The organism is Streptomyces sp. TAA204 (genome assembly GCF_000424965.1).
The window spans coordinates 52,743-71,364 of the sequence record NZ_AUKW01000001.1 but is presented as its reverse complement, the minus strand read 5'-3'; the positions used below and the strand labels follow the sequence as shown (position 1 = coordinate 71,364).

The following is an 18,622-nucleotide window of genomic DNA, read 5'->3' as shown; positions in this document are numbered from 1 at the left end:
GCTATCCGGGAGCGGCGCTGTGCCGGCCGTCCCTCCCGTGGTCCTCACCGCCGGCCGTGTCGCCCGCGACCCCGGTGTCAGCCGTGATCCCCGTGTCCGTGCCCGTGCGGCCCGCCGGGCCACCGGTGCTCCCGTACGGGCTCCTGCTGCTCCCGTAAGGGTCGCGGCCGAGGAAGGCGACGAGACGGTCGCTCGGATCGGCCTCGGCCGGGACGGTCAGCGGCGGCCCGAACAGCGGACGGCGGGCTGCCGGGCTGGGTACCAACTGACGTGCCGTACGCATCAGTTCGGTCGCGAGAGCGGCCGGGACAGGCCGCGGCAGGCCCGTGGCCTGCGCGATGTCCCATCCGTGCACGGCGATCTCCAGCGCGCCGGTGCGTGCGACGGCCGCTGCCGTCAGCGGCAGATCGGCGACGGCGACGATCCGGCCGGCCGGGCCGCGTGCGGAGGCCCACGCCCCCAGCAGGCGTGACGCCCTCGTACGGAAGGCCGCAGCCGGGTCCGGCTCGTGCTCCCGCTCCGGTGCCGGGGCCAGGCCGACGTGTCCGTCCTCGATCCCCTCGTGCAGTGCGGCGAGTGAGTCGTTGGTGTGCCACAGCAGGGCCCGCAGGTCCCAACTGCGGCACGGCGTGGGCCGGGTGAGAGCCGGTGGGGTGACGAGCCGTACGGCGCACAGCGCGTACCCCAGTGCCCGCTCCAGCAACGCGGTCTCCGTCTTGAGCGTGCTGTGGTCCATCGCCCTCCCCGCCCCTTGCCCGATGTCTCCTCGCCCCCGCGCGCTCAGTCCTGTCCGTCTGTCATCTGGAGGAACTGGAGGTAGTTGCCGTCCGGGTCCTCGACGGTGGAGAACCACACCTGGAAATCGGTGAGTTCGACCGGCCTGACCCATCGCACTCCGAGCGTGTCGAGGTGCCGCTGCGCCGCGTGGATGTCGCGCACGCCGAAGTTGACGAGGACGCGGCCGGGTTCGGCGGACTTCCCGGCCACGTCGTCCCGCCGGTCGAAGCCGATGTACATACCGTCCCCCACGAGGAGCATGTGCTCCGCCCAGCGGGCGCCCAGCGGCTCCAGCGCCGCCCGGTACCAGGCGATGAGCCTGTCGGGGTCGATGCTGCCGAGGACCACGCCGCTGGTGATCAGATTGCCGGACTGCGCTGTCATGATGCGCTCCTTCGGTGACGCGCTCGACGTCTGTGCTGTCACCGGTACTGACCGGGCGCGCGGCGCGGACTCATCGGCGCCGCGCGGCCGCTCCCAGCGCGATCTTGTTCAGGGCCCACAGCGCGATGCCGAGCAGGAGGAGCACGCCGGCCCGTACGTAGACGTCGGTGGCGCGGTCGGCGAGAGGGCTCGCCAGGACGCCCGCGGCGACAGCGCCGATGACGGGCAGGGCGGTTGGCGTGCGGAAGTGGTCGTGCCCGACGCGGTCCTTGCGCAGCACCAGCACCGCGACGTTGACGACGGCGAAGACGCACAGCAGCAGGAAGGAAGTGGTGTCACCCAGTCCTTCGATCTCCCCGGTCGAGACGAGGGCGACGGCGAGCAGCGAGACGAAGACGATGCCGACGACGGGCGTGCGCCGCGAGGGCAGTACGCGGCCCATGAACGCAGGGAGGATGCGCTCGTTGGCCATGCCGTAGCACAGCCGCGAGGCCATCATGATGTTGATCAGCGCGGAGTTGCTGACGGCGAACAGGGCGATGACGGCGAAGAGTTCTGGCGGGAAGCTGACGTCGGCCGCCTTGACGACCTCCAGCAGGGGGCCGCTGGAGCCCTCCAGGACCCGGTAGTCGACCAGCAGCGAGGAGACCAGCGCCACCAGGACGTAGATCGTGCCGGTGACGCACACGCCGACGAACAGCGCACGGGGGAAGGTGCGGCTGGGTTCGACGGTCTCCTCGGCCATGTTGACGGAGTCCTCGAAGCCGACGAAGGCGAAGAAGCCCAGCGCCGTGGCCCCCAGTACGCCCGTCAGGACGGCGTAGCCGGTGCCGTCCGCCGAGTGGATCTCACCGAGCCGCCCCGGGTCGCCCTCGCCCGCGAAGACCGCGAACACGCCGATCCCGATGATGATGAGCAGGCCCGTCAGTTCGACGACCGTCAGCACCACGTTGGTCTTCACCGACTCCGAGACGCCGCGCAGGTTGAGCGCGGCCAGGGCGAGCACGAAGAGGATCGCGACGAGAGTCGGCGGCACGTCGACGAGTTCGGCCAGATAGTCGCCGGCGAAGGCCCGCGCCGCCGCACTCGCCGAGGACAGCCCCGAGCACATCACCATGAACGCGACGATGAAGGTGAGGAAGGGCACCCGGAAGGCGCGCTGCGTGTAGAGCGCGGCACCGGCGGCCCGCGGGTACTTGCCCACGAGTTCCGCGTACGAGGCGGCGGTCAGCAGCGCCACGGCGAAGCCGATGACGAACGGCAGCCACAGCGCGCCGCCGATCTTGCCCGCGACGCTGCCGGTGGTGGCGTAGATGCCCGTACCGAGGATGTCGCCGACGATGAAGAGGATCAGCAGCTTGGGGCCGATGGCCCGGCGCAGGGGTGTGTGGTCGACGGGGTCCTGGGCGGGTGGCGTGGCGTGTGAGTCCGGCATGCGGTCCGGCTTACCCCTGCGGTGATCGTTCAGCCCTCGCGGCGGGTTCCGTTCAGGCACGTGGTCCATACGGGGCAGAAGCGGTCGGACCCGTACAGGGGCGGCGCTTACGCGGAGACGTAGGGCTTCCCGTCGCGGTGGCGTCTCGCGCGCACGGCACACGGCACACGGCACACGGCAACAGCGCACAGCACACGTGTGAGCGGGGCGCGGCGTGCACGGGGGCTTCGCCGCAGGTGGCCCCGCGCGGTCAATATCCGCCGAGTGGTTGAGGAATGGACGATTCCGGAGCAGGGTGTGTCCCCGTAGCCAGGAGAAGGGAAGACACACCCATGACGTCAGAGCCGACGACGCCCAGCGGCGTACGGGGGACCGGCGCCCGTACGCTCCCGCCCTTCCGTGCCGACCACGTGGGCAGCCTGCTGCGCCCGCCCGGACTGAAGCGGGCGCGCGAGGAGCACGCCGCCGGACGGATGGGCGCCGCCGAACTGCGGGCCGCCGAGGACGAAGCGGTGCGCGCGGTCGTGGCGATGCAGCGGGACGCCGGGCTGCGGGGCGCCACGGACGGCGAGTTCCGCCGGGCGTCCTGGCACATGGACTTCATCTACTCCCTCGGCGGCATCACCAAGGTGCTGGACGAGAACCTGCGCATCCAGTTCCACAACGCGGACGGCGACGTGGAGTTCGCCCCGCCCTCCGCCCACGTGGACGCCCGCGTCCGGCTGGAGGAGACGATCTTCGCCGACGCCTTCGCCTTCCTGCGGGACACCGTCGCCGAGGACGTCACCCCCAAGCTGACCGTTCCCTCGCCGAGCATGGTCCACTACCGCGGCGGGCGCGCCTCCATCGACGAGACCGTCTACCCCTCTCTGGACGAGTTCTGGACGGACCTCACCGACGCCTACGCGGCGCAGGTGCGCGGCGTGTACGACCTGGGCTGCCGCTACCTCCAACTCGACGACACCAGCCTCGCCTACCTCAACGACCCGGAGCAGCGCCGCCACGTCGCCGGCATAGGCGGCGACCCCGAGCACCAGCACGAGACCTACATCGCCAACATCAACCGGGCCCTCGCCGGCCGTCCGGACGACCTGCGCGTCACCACCCACATGTGCCGCGGCAACTTCGCCTCGTCGTGGGTGGCTTCGGGCGGGTACGACTTCGTCGCCGAGGCCCTCTTCGGCGGACTGGACGTCGACGGCTTCTTCCTGGAGTACGACGACGAACGCTCGGGCGGCTTCGAGCCGCTGCGTTTCGTACCGAAGGACAAGCAGGTCGTGCTCGGGCTCGTCACCAGCAAGCGGCCGGAGCTGGAGAGCAAGGACGCGCTCAAGCGCCGCATCGACGAGGCGGCCCGCTACGTGGACGGCGACCAGCTCTGCCTGTCGCCGCAGTGCGGCTTCTCCTCGACGCTGGAGGGCAACAACCTCACCATCGAGGACCAGATGGCCAAGCTCCGGCTCATCGTGGAGACGGCGGAGGAGGTCTGGGGCGGCGCCTGACCGCGGGGCGCGGTCAGCACTCCGCGCGGCTGCGGCTGCGGCCATCCGGCCGTGCGGGGGCGGGCTTCCCGCGGGCGACGACCTCGACGACACCTGAGCGCAGCCGACGGGCCTGCAGTGAACCGCAGGGGCAGCGCGTCCAGGAGAGGACCCCCTCACCCGTGGGGTGCTGGGAGACATCCTGGACGGGCTGGTCGTCGGGGCGTCGGCAGTACGGGCAGCAGGACATGCGGGCTCCTCCTCCGAGGGTCGGGCTCCAGGGCTGAGGGGCGCGGCCGAGACCCCTCACCGTCCAGCCTGCCCAGCCGTACCGTGCAGGTCCATCTTCAATCTCTGCACCGGAACGTGTACAACAGCTACATGATTGATCTGCGCCGACTCACCGTGCTCCGGGCCATCGCGCAGTACGGCACCGTCACGGCCGCCGCGGGGGCGGTGCATCTCACCCCGTCCGCCGTCTCACAGCAAGTACGGCAGCTCGCGAAGGAGCTGGGCGTCACCCTGCTGGAGCCGCAGGGACGGCGCGTACGGCTGACGGAAGCCGCCCGCACGCTCCTGAAGCACGCCGACGCCATCGAGGAGCTGTGGCAGCGCACCGAGGCCGACCTGCACGCCACCGCGGCCGGAGAGCCGGGCGGGGTGCTGCGGCTGGCCGGTTTTCCGACCGCCGCCTCGATCCTGCTCGCCCCCACGGCGGTCCGGCTGCAGCGTGCCTGGCCCGCGCTGAAGGTCCACGTGCGGGAGGCCGAGCCGCAGGACTGCTTCGACCTGCTCTTCTCCGGCGACACCGATGTGGCCGTCGCCGAGGCCACGCCCGGCAATCCCCCCTCGGACGACCCCCGCTTCGGCCAGCGTCCGCTGCTGGACGACCCGTTCGAGCTGCTCACGGACGCCGGTCACCCGCTGGCCGGACGTCCGGGGCTGACGGTCGAGGACCTCGCCGCCGAGTCCTGGGTGCTCGGCATGCCCGGCGGAAGCTGCTCCGCACGCCGGCTCGTACTGGCCGCATGCCACAGCGCCGGGTTCACTCCCGCCGTCGCCCACGAGGCACGCGAGTGGAGTGTCGTCGGCACGCTCGTCTCCCACGGGCTCGGTGTCGCACTCGTGCCGCGCCTGGCGCAGCTCCCGCCGCAACTGCAGCTGGTGCGGACGCCGCTGACGGGGCGGCACGCACCCTCCAGACGGTTCCTGGGCGTCACGAGGCGCGGAAGCGAGAGCCATCCGGCCGTGGCCGCCGCGCTCGCGCTGCTCGGCGAGCTGGCCGCTGAGCACGCCGGCGCCCTCGCGCCCGCACCGGACACATGGGCCGGGGTCGCGTGACGCGCCGCGTGACGCGCGCTACGCCTTCCGCAGCACGTCGCGCAGGCCGCCGCCCGACTCGGCGACGACGTCCTGCGGCGACTGCGGCTCGCGTACGGTCATGAAGCGGACCTCCTCGGTCCCCTCCGCGACCGTGAAGCCGTGGACACCGGGCCGCGGCAGGGAGTTGTAGCCGAAGGGGTTGGAGAAGTAGTACGCGCCCGTGTCGAGGAGCGCCGCGTAGTCGCCCTCCTCCAGCCGGGGAAGCAGTCGGTCGCGGGCGACCAGATCGCCGGCGAAGCAGCAGGGGCCCGCGATGTCCTGGGCGACGGCGTCACCCGTCCGGGGCCGGCCCTCGGAGTCGTAGGGGGCGACGCGCAGCGGCCACGCGTCGGGAGCGAAGACGGTGCGTACGGCGATCTGTGCCCCCGCGTGGGTGACGGCGATGGGGCGGCCCCCGGCGGACTTGGCGTACTCCACGCGGGCGAGGACGGTGCCGGCCTTGGCCAGCAGCGAGCGGCCGAACTCGGTGACGATGCCGTACCGCCCGTCGAAGAGTCCGGGCACGGTGCGGGCGAGCAGCCCGGCGTACTCGGCGAAGGTCGGCGTGATCTCGTCGGAGGCGAAGTTGACGGGAAGCCCCCCGCCCAGGTCGAGGGTGTCGATCTGCTGCCGTCCGACCGCGCTGTTGATCTCCTCGGCCAGTTCGTACGTGGCCCGGGCGCCCTCGGTCATCAGCTCCAGCGGCATGCCCTGCGAGCCGACGTGCGAGTGCAGCCGCGTCAGCCAGGGCCGGTCCCGGTAGGCGCGTACGACCCACTCCCGCGCTCCGGGGTCGAGGAGGGCGACGCCGAACTTCGAGGTGGCCGTCGCGGTGCTCATGGCACCGATCGTGCCTTCGCCGACCTGCGGATTGACGCGCAGACCGATGGGGGAGGGTGCCGGCTCGCCCGGGGTGAGCAGCGAGTCGAGGCGGGAGAGCTCCTGCGGGTTGTCGGCGTTCAGGGCGATGCCGAGAGTGAGGGCCTCGCGCAGTTCGCCGGCGGTCTTGGCGGGGGAGTCCAGCACGGTCTGGGCGGGCGGCACTCCCGCGGCGCGGGCCAGGGCCAGCTCCCCGGGGCTGGCGACCTCGCAGCCGATGCCCTCGTCGGCCAGCAGCCGGAGCACGGGCACGAGGGAGGCGGCCTTGACGGCGAAGGTGTGCCGGACGTCCTGGCCGGGTGCCGCGACCCCGGCGAAGGCGGTGTGCAGTGCCGCGGCGGCCTCGCGTATCGCGCGGACGTCGAGGAGCGCGGCGAGCGGCTGCCGGCCGCCGTCGACCAGGCCCTGCCCGACGGCGGCCCGTACGGCCAGATCGCGGCGGACGGCCGTGGCGTCCCCATTGCCGGTTTCCGGGCCCGGGGAGGGGGGTGTCGCTGCTGTGGCGGGTGTGCTGCTGGAGCGGTGCATGGAACAAGCCAAACACGTCGGCGGCCGAAGGGGTATGGACCACTTCGCGGTGTTGACTAAGACTATTCACTCCCTAGAGTGTGTGAATAAGTAGCTGCCGGGGAGCCGGGAGAGCGCACAGCAGCAGGGAGGCACGGGAGATGTCAGGACCGCGACCCGTACGGGCGCCGCGCGGCAGTGAACTGAGCGCACGGGGGTGGCAGCAGGAGGCCGCCCTGCGGATGCTGCAGAACAACCTCGACCCCGAGGTCGCCGAGCACCCCGACAAGCTCGTGGTCTACGGCGGTACGGGCAAGGCCGCACGCGACTGGCCCTCCTTCGACGCCATGGTGCGCACGCTGCGCACCCTCGAGGACGACGAGACGATGCTCGTGCAGTCCGGCCGTCCCGTCGGCGTCCTGCGCACCCACGAATGGGCGCCGCGCGTGCTGCTCGCCAACTCCAACCTGGTGGGGGACTGGGCGAACTGGGAGGAGTTCCGGCGGCTGGACGCCCTCGGCCTGACCATGTACGGGCAGATGACGGCCGGTTCGTGGATCTACATCGGCACCCAGGGCATCCTTCAGGGCACCTACGAGACGTTCGCCGCCGTCGCCGCGAAGCTCGCCTCCCGCGGCGGCCGCGACGCGACCCTGGCCGGGACGATCACGCTGACGGCCGGACTCGGCGGCATGGGCGGCGCGCAGCCGCTGGCCGTGACCATGAACGGCGGCGTCGTGATCTGCGTCGAATGCGACCCCTCCCGCATCGAGCGGCGCATCGACCACGGCTACCTGGACGTGCGGGCCCACTCCCTCGACCACGCCCTGGAGATGGCCACGCAGGCGCGCGACGCGCGGCGGCCCCTGTCGGTCGGCGTACTGGGCAACGCGGCAGAGATCGTGCCCGAACTGCTGCGGCGCGGCGCGCCCGTCGACATCGTGACCGACCAGACCAGCGCCCACGACCCGCTCTCCTACCTGCCCGTCGGCGTCCCCTTCGAGGAGATGGCCACCTACGCGGCGGAGAAGCCCGCCGACTTCACCCAGCGCGCCCGGGAGTCGATGGCACGGCACGTCGAGGCGATGGTCGGCTTCATGGACGCGGGCGCCGAGGTCTTCGACTACGGCAACTCCATCCGTGGGGAAGCCCGACTGCACGGCTACGGGCGCGCGTTCGACTTCCCCGGTTTCGTACCCGCCTACATCCGGCCGCTCTTCTGCGAGGGCAGGGGCCCGTTCCGCTGGGCGGCCCTGTCCGGCGACCCCCGCGACATCGCGGCCACGGACCGCGCGCTGCTCGAACTCTTCCCCGAGAACGAGTCGCTGGCGCGCTGGCTCAAGCTCGCCGGCGAGCGCGTCCACTACCAGGGCCTGCCCGCCCGCATCTGCTGGCTCGGCTACGGCGAACGAGACCGTGCCGGGGAGCGCTTCAACGACATGGTGGCGAGCGGGGAGCTCTCGGCTCCCGTCGTGCTGGGACGCGACCACCTGGACTGCGGCTCCGTGGCCTCGCCGTACCGCGAGACCGAGGCCATGCGCGACGGTTCCGACGCCATCGCGGACTGGCCGCTGCTCAACGCCATGGTCAACGCCTCCTCCGGGGCGACCTGGGTCTCCGTGCACCACGGCGGCGGTGTGGGCATGGGCCGCTCCCTGCACGCCGGCCAGGTCACGGTGGCCGACGGCACGGCGCTCGCCGGCCAGAAGCTGCGCCGTGTGCTGACGAACGACCCCGGCATGGGCGTCGTACGCCACGTGGACGCCGGATACGAACGAGCGGAGGAGGTCGCCGCCGAGAAGGGCGTACGCGTGCCGATGCGGGAAGGCGGCGACGCGTGAGGACACCGGAGCGTGCCGGCGAAGGACCCGGCGAAGATCCCGGCGAAGGGGAAGGCGGGGGCGGCACGCCCGTGGGCAGGCGCGTGCCGGGCGAACTGCTGCACCCGGGAGGGGAGAAGGCGGACCCCTCCCCCCACCCGCCCTCGTTCCACGAGATGTGGCGCGACCTCGCCCGGCTCGGGCGGCACCGCGACAGCGGCGGCTACCGCCGCTACGCCTGGACCGACGCGGACGCCGACTGCCGTGCGTGGTTCCGCACGCAGGCCCGGGCGCGGGGACTCGCCTACGAACTGGACCGCAACGGCAACCAGTGGGCGTGGCTCGGTGTGGCCGGTGCGGAGGAGGTCTCCCTGGGGAACGCCGTCGTCACCGGCTCGCACCTCGACTCCGTCCCGGACGGCGGCGCCTTCGACGGGCCGCTCGGCGTCGTCTCCGCCTTCGCCGCGCTCGATCAACTGCGCGCCGGCGGCGCGCACTTCACCGTGCCCGTGGGCATCGTCAACTTCAGCGACGAGGAAGGGGCCCGGTTCGGCCTCGCCTGCGCCGGTTCCCGGCTGAGCACCGGGGGCCTGAGCCAGAAGCAGGCACACGCCCTGCGCGACGGCGACGGGATCACGCTCCCGCAGGCCATGGAACGCTCCGGACACGACCCGGACGCCATCGGACCCGACCCCGAACGCCTCGCCCGCATCGGCGCCTTCGTCGAACTCCACATCGAGCAGGGACGGGCCCTGGCCGCACCCGGCGCACAGGACCACCCCGTCGGCGTCGCCTCCGCGATCTGGCCCCACGGGCGCTGGCGGTTCGACTTCCACGGCGAGGCCAACCACGCGGGCACCACCCGCCTCGAAGACCGCCGCGACCCGATGCCGACGTACGCCGCCACTGTGCTCGCGGCCCGTGAACAGGCCGGGCTCGCCGGTGCGCTGGCCACCTTCGGCAAGGTCGCCGTCGAACCCAACGGCGTCAACGCGATCCCCTCCCTCGTACGCGGCTGGCTCGACTCGCGCGCCGCCGACGAGGACACCCTCGCCGCCGTCGTCGCCGCGATCGAGGAGGCGGCCGGAGCACGGGGCCGCAGCGACGGCGTACGGGTGAGCGTCACCCGCGAATCCCGCACGCCCGTCGTCGAGTTCGCGCACGACCTGCGCGACCGGCTCGCGCGGCAACTCGGCGGCGTGCCGCTGCTGCCCACCGGGGCGGGCCACGACGCGGGCATCCTCTCCGCGGCGGTCCCCACGGCGATGCTGTACGTGCGCAACCCGACCGGGATCTCGCACTCGCCCGCCGAGTCCGCCCGGGAGGACGACTGCGCCGCCGGGGTCGCGGCACTCGCCGAGGTGCTGGAAGGGCTGGCATGCCGATGACGCCCGCCGTGCCGGCGATGAGTCCCGGCGGAGTGAAGAGGTACTGGTGCGCCCAGGCGTGGATCAACGGCACCGTCGAGCAGGGCGTCCTCGTCGAGACCGGCGCGGACGGCCGTATCGCCGCTGTGCGCACAGAGACCGCAGCACCGCCGCAGGGTGCCGAGCCGCTGCACGGACTCACCCTGCCGGGCCTGGCCGACACGCATTCGCACGCCTTCCACCGCGCGCTGCGCGGCACGGCGCAGGTGGGGTCCGGCACCTTCTGGACGTGGCGCGAGACGATGTACCGCGTCGCGGCCGCGCTCACCCCCGACTCCGCCTACGCCCTCGCACGCGCCGTCTACGCCGAGATGGCCCTGGCGGGCATCACCTGTGTCGGCGAGTTCCACTACCTGCACCACAATCCCGGCGGCGAACCCTACGACGACCCCAACGCCATGGGGCACGCCCTGATCGCGGCAGCCGGCGAGGCAGGCATCCGCATCACGCTGCTCGACACGGCCTACCTCGCCTCCGGCTTCGGACCCCGAGGCCGCGGCGAGCCGCCGGGACCGCAGCAGCTGCGCTTCTGCGACGGCACGGCCGAAGCATGGGCGGAGCGCGCCTCCGCCCTGCGCGCCGACGCCGCGCACGTACGTACGGGCGCCGCGATCCACTCCGTACGGGCCGTTCCGGCGCGGGAGCTGGACCCCGTGGTGCAGTGGGCACGGGAGCGCTCGGCACCGCTGCACGTGCATCTGTCCGAGCAGACCGTCGAGAACGACGCCTGCCTGGAGGCACACGGCCGCACCCCCGCCGCGCTCCTCGCCGACCACGGGGTCTTCGGACCCCGTACGACTGCCGTGCACGCCACCCATCTGACCGACGGGGACATCCGGCTCCTCGGCGGTGCCTCCACCAACGTGTGCATGTGCCCCACCACCGAACGCGACCTCGCCGACGGCATCGGACCGGCACCCCTGCTGGAGCGCGCCGGCTGCCGGCTGTCGCTGGGCAGTGACAGCCACGCCGTCGTCGACCTGCTGGAGGAGGCACGGGCCATGGAGCTGAACGAGCGCCTGCGCAGCCGTACCCGTGGGCACTGGACCGCGGCCCAACTGCTGCGCGCCGCAACGGAGAACGGGCACGACGCGCTGGGCTGGCCCGAGGCGGGACGGCTGGAGGAGGGCATGCTGGCCGACTTCACCACCGTCTCGACGGAGTCGGTGCGCACGGCCGGTGCGATGCCGGGTACGTCCGCCGAGACCGCGGTCTTCGCGGCGACCGCCGCGGACGTGCTGCACACGGTCGTCGGCGGGCGGCACGTCGTACGGGACGGGCGGCACGCCGGCGTCCCGGACGTCCCCGGCGCGCTGGCCGAGGCGATCGGGGCGCTGTGGTAGGCACGGCGGCCGGTCAGGACACAGCAGGACACAGCAGATCGGCAGCGGAACGGAACAGCACCGCAGCGACACGGCAGTGACACGGCAGACTCACGACCGAGGACCCGAGAGATGACCAGCACCCTCGTCACCAACATCCGCACCCTGGTGACCAACGACCCCGCCCTCGGCGACGGCCCGCTCGGCCTGATCGAGGACGCCGCCGTCGTCCTCGACGGCGAACACGTCGCCTGGGCCGGCCGCGCGGCCGACGCGCCCGCCGCCGACGAGCTCTACGACGCGGACGGCCGCGCCGTCCTTCCCGGCTTCGTCGACTCCCACTCGCACCTGCTCTTCGGCGGTGACCGCACGGCCGAGTTCAACGCCCGCATGTCAGGTCGTCCCTACAGCGCGGGAGGCATCCGTACGACGGTCGCCGCGACCCGGGAGGCGAGCGACGAGGAGCTGAGCCGCAACCTGGCCCGCCATCTCGCCGAGGCACGCCGTCAGGGCACCACCACGATGGAGACCAAGTCCGGTTACGGCCTCACGCCCGGCCAGGAGGCGAGGGCCCTGCGGATCGCGGCCGCACAGACCGACGAGGTCACCTACCTGGGCGCCCACATCGTGGCCCCCGAGTACGCCGACGACCCCGCCGCCTACGTCGACCTCGTCACCGGACCCATGCTGGACGCCTGCGCGCCGCACGCCCGCTGGGTCGACGTCTTCTGCGAGAAAGGCGCCTTCGACGGCGACCAGGCCCGTGCGATCCTCACCGCGGGACAGGCCAGGGGGCTGACCCCCCGCGTACACGCCAACCAGCTCTCCTTCGGACCGGGCGTGCAGCTCGCCGTCGAACTGGGCGCCGCCTCCGCGGACCACTGCACACATTTGAGCGACGCGGACGTGGACGCTCTCGGCCAGAGCGCCGACACCGTCGCCACGCTGCTGCCCGGCTGCGAGTTCTCCACGCGGGCCGTCTACCCGGACGCCCGCCGCCTGCTCGACGCCGGTGCCACGGTCGCACTGTCCACCGACTGCAACCCCGGCTCGTCCTTCACCTCGTCCATGCCCTTCTGCGTGGCGATCGCCGTACGCGAGATGGGGATGACCCCCGACGAGGCCGTACGGGCCGCCACTGCGGGCGGCGCGAGCGCCCTGCGCCGCACCGACGTCGGCCGCGTCGGCCCGGGCGCCCGCGCCGACCTCACCGTCCTGGACGCCCCCTCGCACGTGCACCTCGCCTACCGTCCGGGCGTTCCCCTGGTCACCAGGGTCTGGCACCGCGGCGCAGTGGTCTTCGGCTCCCCGGCACCGGTACCCGCACCTGCACCTGCACCGGGGAGCTGACGGTGCCGAGCGGGGCTCACGACCTGCCGCTCCGGCCTCCACGCACTGCGCGGAACGGATGTCGTCCCGCATCGGTGGCCCCGGGTCTCACCGGTTGTCCGAGAGCGCGGTGATCCGGGCCGTGAGCCACTCCGTGATGCCCTGAGAGAGCAAGTGGTTCTTCGCGAGCTCTTCGCGGTACCGGGGCCACAGCTCCCGTGTCCGCTGCACGGTGTCTGAGACAGCGTCGACGAGCATGGCGTCCGTGCGTCCCATTCGCCGGTCCAGGCGGGCTTCGAGCCGGGCGAAGGACGAAAGACGTACAGCGGCGAACCGTTTGCTGCCGTCGAACTTCAGGCCCAGGTCCTCCGGGCCGTCCTCCTGGTCGCGATAGCAGACGGTGGAGACGAGGTCGTAGACGGGCGAGAGGGTGGGGACCCGGGTGTCCCGGTAGATGAGCGACCAGTTCTTGAGATGCGCGTCGCCGTTTCCGATGAGAATGGAGAAGGCGAGACGCCGGGCCATCTCGCGGAGGGCGCTGACATCGTGCCCGCGATAGGAGAGCGCAGCGACGGTCTCGAAAGAACCCTCATACTTGTCCTGCGGATACTTGTCCCGGACCTGCGCAAAGTCCTCGATATGGACAGGGGTGCGCCGGGAATCACGGCCCCTGTCGAACCTGCGTACCGCATACGCCCATTCTTCTTTTCCCGGCCACATTCGTCCGGGGACACCGGTCAGTTCGTCCCGGTGCAGCAGTTTCACCTCGGGGACGTCGATTCCGACTGCGCGAGCGAATGACATCATGACGTGCTCGTTCATGGGCACGTCCTCGAATCGCTGGTCAGGGAATTTGACCAGCCAGTCCCCTCGCTCACCATGAGCGGGAACGGTGAGTCTGTCGCCCTGCTGAAGCATGGAGAATTTCAGTGCGACACCGGCCAGCGAGAAACGCCAGGGAGACTCGTTCCCGAATGTGCGTGATCCGGTTCTGCCGTTTCCGTACTCTGCCGGCGGCCGGATGTGAAAAGTTTCCGGTGCTTCCGTTGCGACCACTTGCACCGCGCCCGGGAGATCGTGCCCGACCTGCGCGAGCAACTCCATCTCACGGTCTGCGGAGACGCCGCGGTCGTCGGCGACCCACTGTCGGAGGGGCCCCTCCGGGAGGAGGTTCGAGAACCACGGCGGCAGTCGCAGTGCGGAAGAGTACGGTCGTGTCAGCACTTCCTCGAAACGGAGACCCAGCACGGGCCGTGCGGGATCGGCCAGATACTCTTCGCGCATCACGAACTGCGTGTGATCCCCGCGCTGACACAGGGTGCCGACGTGCCGACCGTGGAGAAGCACCGCGTAGTAGGACTCAGGCAACGCCACGGGTGTGCTCCTCGGGCTCGTCATCGTCGAAGTCGAGCGAGCCCAGAGCCGGAGTGTCCTCGTAGTTCCACTCGGCCATGCGTCCGAGGAACTCCTGAAGGTGTGCACTGATCAGTTTCTGCCGCGTCGAGAGGAACCCGGCAGTGTCACCGGCGGCCAGCAGGCCGGCGCTCTGGGTGGTCATGCAGTGCGAGGCGAGAGTGGTGACCCACTCACTCTCCTTCATTCCCGTCTCCCCGGCCGGCGAGAGGGGGGCTGCGGCCAGACGCGCAAGAGCGTCCTCGACAGGCTCTGTGCCGCTCGGAAGGAAGACACGGTTGGCCGCCAGATTCTGGTGCTCCGGTGGGAGGCCCCGGAAAAGTGTGGGCACCGCGCTGTTGGGGCTGGACTCGTCTGCCAGCAGACCGCTCAGGTCCTGGAGGTCGTAGGGGATCCCGGTGAGCGGGGAGCGGGGTGCCAACGCCCACCAGGAGCAGATGAGAATCTTCGTGCCCGCGGTGTTCGCGCGGAAGCGTGCCGTATCGGGGATGATCGGCTGTGCCTCGTCCATGGACCGGATGAGCTGTTTGACCGAACCGTGCTCGTCGCCCGGCTTGATCATGCCGGCGAGAGCCTTTCCCATCTGGGTGAAGCTTCCCTTGAAAACGGTCGGCCCTGATACGGCGATTCGCCAGTACAGGCGGCGCAGCAGACGCTGGTTGCGTGCTTCCGGTTCCGGGAAATGAGCGAAGAACCGGGCGAAGACGATGACGAGTGAGCGGTAGGCGAGCAGGGACAGGTGCGGAACACCGGCGGTTTCCTGTATGAATTCCACAGCCCGTACCAGGGCTTTTTCAGTTTCTGTGTAAGCCCTGCTCTCGTTCTCCTTCGGGAACTCCGGGGGAGTCCGGCGCCGGCTGTCGTCGAACTCGTTGTGGAGTTCGCGTGTGATGTCCGGTCCCCGGCGAGCGAGCAGAGAACGCAGCACGGTGTCGTCGTCGAGAGTGCCGAACCCCGTGCGTGATGCCACGTGTTCGGCGATGCGAGTAATGCTGAGCGTCTTTCCCGTGCTGTCGACCGGTCCGGGAAACAGGGCGGAGAAGATCTCCGCGCGTTTGAGCCGCTTGCCGAAGTTGTTCATGCGGTCGAACATGTCCCGCAGTACGGCCTCGTTGTCCTGGCGCACCAGATAAGCGGGGACTTTGTACGCGCGTAGTTTCTTGGCGATGCGGCCGGCGGAGGTGAGATGTTCCGCTGCTGCCTTGCCGGGGCCGGAGAACCAGTCGAGGAGTTTCTCCAGGTCGAACAGGACCGACAGCGGCACGACATGAGCTTCGGTCATTTTCGGGGCAACGGTGAATTCGCCCTTGCGCAAGTCATAATGAACATTGAATGGCTGGTGCTGGTTTCCTTCGGAATGCAGTGTGTTTGCGAGGCTCGTGATTCGTTGCTGGCCGTCGACCACCCACAGTGCATTGTCCCTCTGGGGTGCATCGATATCGAGTGCGCCCAGAGTGATCCGCTCCGCCGGGGACCGGTGCATCCAGAGGAGCAGGCTGCCGACCGGATACCCGCGCACGATGCTGTCGAAGAGACGGATGACGTCCTGGCTGTTCCAGCGGAAATCCCGTTGGAAATGGGGCACTCTGACGTGACCTGCCCATGCTTGTGCCACCAGGTCTTCAAGGAAGAGCGTGTCAGCGGTGGGCTGCGTATCAAGCCCCTCTGTGTGCTCCGTGTCCGACATCGGCAAGCCTTCCGTGTGATCAGCCCTCACAAATTGTACATAACGGAGTCAGGCAAGCACGTTCCGCAAGAAAGCAGTTGATCAATTTCCGGGGCGTGGACGCGGACACCTCGGAGGGTTTCGCCGCACAAAGCACCGTGGGCCGTTCCGGCACTTCTCCGGAACGGCCCACCGGTGAACGGGCGTCTCGTGCGCGCGGGCGTCACTCCTCGACCATCAGCCCCTTGCGCAGCTTGTTCAGCGTGCGTGAGAGCAGCCGGGAGACGTGCATCTGCGAGATGCCGAGCTCCTCGCCGATCTCGCTCTGCGTCATGTTGGCGACGAACCGCAGGGAGAGGATTCTGCGGTCGCGCGGGGGGAGTTCGGCGATGAGGGGCTTGAGGGACTCGACGTACTCGATGCCCTCCAGGCCGGTGTCCTCGTAGCCGATGCGGTCCGCGAGGGCGCCCTCGGTGTCGTCCTCCTCGGGCTGCGCGTCCAGGGAGCTGGCGGTGTAGGCGTTGCTCGCCGCCATGCCCTCGACGACCTCCTCGACGGTGATGCTGAGCCTGCCGGCCAGCTCCTCCATCGTCGGGGCCCGGTCGAGGCTCTGTGCGAGCTCGTCGCCGGCCTTGGCGAGGTCCAGGCGGAGTTCCTGAAGACGGCGGGGGACGCGGACCGACCAGGAGGTGTCGCGGAAGAAGCGCTTGATCTCCCCGACGATCGTGGGCATCGCGAAGGTGGGGAACTCGACACCGCGGTCCATGTCGAAGCGGTCGATCGCCTTGATCAGCCCGATGGTGCCGACCTGGACGATGTCCTCCATGGGCTCGCTGCGGGAGCGGAAGCGGGAGGCGGCGAACTTGACCAGGGCGAGATTGAGTTCGACCAGCGTGTTGCGTACGTATGCGAACTCGTGGGTGCCCTCCTCCAGCGTCTCCAGACGTTTGAAGAGGGTCTTGGACATGGCCCGCGCGTCCAGGGGCCCCACCTCGTCGTAGGGTGGGATGTCGAAGACCTGGAGCTGGTCGAAGGCCTGCTCGACCTCTTCGGAGGCCGTGTGGTCCTGCACCTGTTCAGGGCTGATCTGCTCCGGGACGACCGGCTCGGCAGTGGCGTCCGGTATCCCTGGATCGAGCCTGGGTGACATGGCGATGTCCTCCATTATTCTCGGCGTATGGCTGCCGAAGCCGTGACGTGCACTACGAGGGTGCGGCGCCTCCAGAGCCGACTGTTTCTGTATTCCTATACGCCTACCCGCTCCTGTACGTGCATGGCAAGTGCTTAATGTCCGAATTTGCCCCAATGTGTGGGTTGTTCGGCTACCGGTAGTGCCCGTGAAGGCGTAGGGTTCAGATCGTTTCACGGGGGCAGAAGAGACGGCGCTTTGGCGATCAATAAGGGGTGTGCATGGACCGCGGGATGCCCGGCAGCACGAGCCGGGGTCGGCTGACGGTCGACGTCCGGCACCAGGGGAACAGTGCCGTCGTGAGCCCGGAGGGTGAGCTCGATCACCACACCGCCGAGGTGCTCAGCGGCCCGCTCGAGCGGGTCCTCGCGGACGGCTGCAGCCGTGTGGTCGTCGACTGCTCCCGGCTGGAGTTCTGCGACTCGACGGGACTGAACCTGTTGCTCGGCGCACGGCTCAAGGCCGATGCCGCCGGAGGAGGCGTCCATCTGGCGGGAATGCTGCCTGTGGTCGCCCGGGTCTTCGAGATCACCGGGGCGAGTGCGGTCTTCACGGTGCATGATGATCTCGATGCTGCGCTGGCGCATGTGGCGGAGGCGTGATGCCCTCGGCGCCGTATGTGTCCACGGGGCTACGCGCGAGTTGCGCGTGTCACATCAGTCCGTCCGAATCAGTGGGTGTTCTCACGGTCCCGTAGGGCAGGAGATCCTCTGAGTGAGGCAGACGGACGGTGAGACACTCGCGATGCTGATCGCTGTCCCGGCACGCGGCGACGAGAGGCACTATCGGTGATCGGTGAGGTGAACCACTGATGAGCACCCCCCGGCCGTATCCGGCGGGCGACTGCGGACCGGAGCCCGATGGCGCCGCGACGACAGCAGCCACGCCCGGAGCCGGGACCGCCGGTGCGGGGGCCGTGACAGGCAGGCCGGGCTCCGCCGCCGCCCCTGGTGCTCTCGGTGCGGCAGGCCAGACGGGTTCGCAGAGCAAGGCGGGCGAGGCGTCCAGGACGGACCGCGGCGCGGCCGAGGTGCCCGCGCCGTCGAACCAGGCGGGGCAGTCCGGCCAGGCAGGCCGTTCCGGCGGGCAGGAGCCCGCCCAGCCGTCCGCCGGCGGGCCGGGTTCCGGCCGTGCCGGCCAGTCCGTACAAGCCGGCCAGTCCGTACAAGCAGAGAGCGGGGAAGAGAGCGGGAAGGGGCATCCGATGCGCCAGGTGCGCAGACTGCACCTGGTCGGCGTCAGCGGTGCCGTCCCGCGGGCCCGCGACTTCGTCCGGCAGGCGCTCCAGGACTGGGGGTGGCTGCCCGCCGCCACCGGTGACCAGCGTGCCGCCGCCGAGGATGTCCTGCTCGTCGTCTCCGAACTGGTGACCAACGCCTGTCTGCACGCGGACGGGCCCCAGGAGCTGCGCGTGGGCAGCGGTACCAAAGTGCTGCGCCTGGAGATCGTCGACCAGGGCAGCGGTTCGCCCGCCCCCCGCACGCCGCACCGCGCCGGGCGCCCCGGCGGGCACGGCATGTTCATCGTCCAGCGGCTCTGCCTGGACTGGGGCGTGGTGCGCAATCCGGAGGGCCGGGGCAAGACGGTCTGGGCGGAACTGGCAGCACCGGGCTGACGGTCCCGCCCCGGGC

The 18,622-nt window shown here is 70.6% G+C and carries 16 protein-coding genes; 8 read left to right on the top strand and 8 right to left on the bottom strand.

Annotation, left to right across the window (positions count from 1 at the left end; translation table 11 throughout):
* Position 1: 1 nt before the first annotated feature.
* The 3 genes from H343_RS28060 to H343_RS0100290 form a co-directional block, all read right to left on the bottom strand.
* The gene (locus tag H343_RS28060; RefSeq protein WP_106958746.1) at positions 2-736 is read right to left on the bottom strand and encodes a TIGR03086 family metal-binding protein; all 735 of its coding nucleotides are present in this window, start codon (positions 734-736) and stop codon (positions 2-4) included.
* A gap of 44 nt (positions 737-780) precedes the next feature.
* Entirely contained in the window at positions 781-1,161 is a 381-nt protein-coding gene (locus H343_RS0100295; RefSeq protein ID WP_028429502.1) for a VOC family protein, read from the bottom strand.
* 70 nt (positions 1,162-1,231) lie between these two features.
* Positions 1,232-2,596 (bottom strand): APC family permease, encoded by a 1,365-nt coding sequence (locus H343_RS0100290; protein ID WP_028429501.1) that lies wholly within the window; start codon positions 2,594-2,596, stop codon positions 1,232-1,234.
* A 332-nt stretch (positions 2,597-2,928) separates the two neighbouring features.
* Between H343_RS0100290 and H343_RS0100285 the strand changes: the two genes are divergently transcribed.
* Positions 2,929-4,098: a 5-methyltetrahydropteroyltriglutamate--homocysteine S-methyltransferase gene (locus H343_RS0100285; RefSeq protein ID WP_051264415.1), complete on the top strand. Its 1,170-nt coding sequence runs from the start codon at positions 2,929-2,931 to the stop codon at positions 4,096-4,098.
* 13 nt (positions 4,099-4,111) lie between these two features.
* On the opposite strand, the gene H343_RS33730 is transcribed toward H343_RS0100285, so the two are convergent.
* A complete protein-coding gene (locus H343_RS33730; protein WP_078504889.1) occupies positions 4,112-4,327 on the bottom strand; it encodes a hypothetical protein in 216 nt (71 codons plus the stop codon).
* A 131-nt stretch (positions 4,328-4,458) separates the two neighbouring features.
* Here H343_RS33730 and H343_RS0100280 point away from each other — a divergent pair, with 131 nt between their 5' ends.
* Entirely contained in the window at positions 4,459-5,418 is a 960-nt protein-coding gene (locus H343_RS0100280; protein ID WP_028429499.1) for a LysR family transcriptional regulator, read from the top strand.
* Between the two features lie 18 nt (positions 5,419-5,436).
* Here the strand turns inward: H343_RS0100280 and H343_RS28055 are convergent, their stop codons facing one another.
* Positions 5,437-6,846, bottom strand: coding sequence for a diaminopimelate decarboxylase (locus H343_RS28055; protein ID WP_078504888.1), 1,410 nt, complete (start codon positions 6,844-6,846; stop codon positions 5,437-5,439).
* 140 nt (positions 6,847-6,986) lie between these two features.
* Between H343_RS28055 and hutU the strand changes: the two genes are divergently transcribed.
* The 4 genes from hutU to hutI all read left to right on the top strand — a co-directional run bounded on the left by hutU (position 6,987) and on the right by hutI (position 12,744).
* On the top strand, positions 6,987-8,666 hold the full coding sequence (hutU, locus tag H343_RS0100270) for a urocanate hydratase (protein ID WP_028429498.1): 1,680 nt from the start codon (positions 6,987-6,989) through the stop codon (positions 8,664-8,666).
* Between the two features lie 155 nt (positions 8,667-8,821).
* On the top strand, positions 8,822-10,033 hold the full coding sequence (locus H343_RS0100265) for an allantoate amidohydrolase (RefSeq protein WP_028429497.1): 1,212 nt from the start codon (positions 8,822-8,824) through the stop codon (positions 10,031-10,033).
* On the top strand, positions 10,024-11,415 hold the full coding sequence (locus H343_RS0100260; RefSeq protein ID WP_028429496.1) for a formimidoylglutamate deiminase: 1,392 nt from the start codon (positions 10,024-10,026) through the stop codon (positions 11,413-11,415). The genes H343_RS0100265 and H343_RS0100260 overlap by 10 nt, the downstream gene beginning before the upstream one ends.
* 111 nt (positions 11,416-11,526) lie before the next feature.
* On the top strand, positions 11,527-12,744 hold the full coding sequence (hutI, locus tag H343_RS28050; RefSeq protein ID WP_051264414.1) for an imidazolonepropionase: 1,218 nt from the start codon (positions 11,527-11,529) through the stop codon (positions 12,742-12,744).
* Between the two features lie 87 nt (positions 12,745-12,831).
* Here the strand turns inward: hutI and H343_RS0100250 are convergent, their stop codons facing one another.
* The 3 genes from H343_RS0100250 to H343_RS0100240 all read right to left on the bottom strand — a co-directional run bounded on the left by H343_RS0100250 (position 12,832) and on the right by H343_RS0100240 (position 16,967).
* The gene (locus H343_RS0100250) at positions 12,832-14,121 is read right to left on the bottom strand and encodes a type II toxin-antitoxin system HipA family toxin (RefSeq protein ID WP_051264413.1); all 1,290 of its coding nucleotides are present in this window, start codon (positions 14,119-14,121) and stop codon (positions 12,832-12,834) included.
* Positions 14,084-15,823 (bottom strand): DUF262 domain-containing protein, encoded by a 1,740-nt coding sequence (locus H343_RS0100245; protein ID WP_028429494.1) that lies wholly within the window; start codon positions 15,821-15,823, stop codon positions 14,084-14,086. Before H343_RS0100245 ends, H343_RS0100250 begins: the two co-directional genes overlap by 38 nt.
* A 202-nt stretch (positions 15,824-16,025) precedes the next feature.
* The gene (locus H343_RS0100240) at positions 16,026-16,967 is read right to left on the bottom strand and encodes an RNA polymerase sigma factor SigF (protein WP_028429493.1); all 942 of its coding nucleotides are present in this window, start codon (positions 16,965-16,967) and stop codon (positions 16,026-16,028) included.
* Positions 16,968-17,212: 245 nt separating this feature from the next.
* Between H343_RS0100240 and H343_RS0100235 the strand changes: the two genes are divergently transcribed.
* Together H343_RS0100235 and H343_RS0100230 are read left to right on the top strand one after the other, a co-directional pair.
* Entirely contained in the window at positions 17,213-17,593 is a 381-nt protein-coding gene (locus tag H343_RS0100235) for an STAS domain-containing protein (RefSeq protein ID WP_028429492.1), read from the top strand.
* 428 nt (positions 17,594-18,021) lie between these two features.
* Positions 18,022-18,606 (top strand): ATP-binding protein, encoded by a 585-nt coding sequence (locus tag H343_RS0100230; protein ID WP_078504945.1) that lies wholly within the window; start codon positions 18,022-18,024, stop codon positions 18,604-18,606.
* Positions 18,607-18,622 lie beyond the last annotated feature (16 nt).

Excerpts from the sequence above, each read along its gene's own strand:
- H343_RS0100295 (WP_028429502.1), bottom strand. The coding sequence starts at position 1,161 with ATGACAGCGCAGTCCGGCAATCTGATCACCAGCGGCGTGGTCCTCGGC.
- H343_RS0100245 (WP_028429494.1), bottom strand. The coding sequence starts at position 15,823 with ATGTCGGACACGGAGCACACAGAGGGGCTTGATACGCAGCCCACCGCT.
- hutU (WP_028429498.1), top strand. The coding sequence starts at position 6,987 with ATGTCAGGACCGCGACCCGTACGGGCGCCGCGCGGCAGTGAACTGAGC.
- H343_RS0100240 (WP_028429493.1), bottom strand. The coding sequence starts at position 16,967 with ATGGAGGACATCGCCATGTCACCCAGGCTCGATCCAGGGATACCGGAC.
- H343_RS28055 (WP_078504888.1), bottom strand. The coding sequence starts at position 6,846 with ATGCACCGCTCCAGCAGCACACCCGCCACAGCAGCGACACCCCCCTCC.
- H343_RS0100285 (WP_051264415.1), top strand. The coding sequence starts at position 2,929 with ATGACGTCAGAGCCGACGACGCCCAGCGGCGTACGGGGGACCGGCGCC.
- H343_RS28060 (WP_106958746.1), bottom strand. The coding sequence starts at position 736 with ATGGACCACAGCACGCTCAAGACGGAGACCGCGTTGCTGGAGCGGGCA.
- H343_RS0100265 (WP_028429497.1), top strand. The coding sequence starts at position 8,822 with ATGTGGCGCGACCTCGCCCGGCTCGGGCGGCACCGCGACAGCGGCGGC.
- hutI (WP_051264414.1), top strand. The coding sequence starts at position 11,527 with ATGACCAGCACCCTCGTCACCAACATCCGCACCCTGGTGACCAACGAC.
- H343_RS0100260 (WP_028429496.1), top strand. The coding sequence starts at position 10,024 with ATGCCGATGACGCCCGCCGTGCCGGCGATGAGTCCCGGCGGAGTGAAG.
- H343_RS0100280 (WP_028429499.1), top strand. The coding sequence starts at position 4,459 with ATGATTGATCTGCGCCGACTCACCGTGCTCCGGGCCATCGCGCAGTAC.
- H343_RS0100235 (WP_028429492.1), top strand. The coding sequence starts at position 17,213 with ATGGACCGCGGGATGCCCGGCAGCACGAGCCGGGGTCGGCTGACGGTC.
- H343_RS0100250 (WP_051264413.1), bottom strand. The coding sequence starts at position 14,121 with ATGACGAGCCCGAGGAGCACACCCGTGGCGTTGCCTGAGTCCTACTAC.
- H343_RS0100290 (WP_028429501.1), bottom strand. The coding sequence starts at position 2,596 with ATGCCGGACTCACACGCCACGCCACCCGCCCAGGACCCCGTCGACCAC.
- H343_RS33730 (WP_078504889.1), bottom strand. The coding sequence starts at position 4,327 with ATGTCCTGCTGCCCGTACTGCCGACGCCCCGACGACCAGCCCGTCCAG.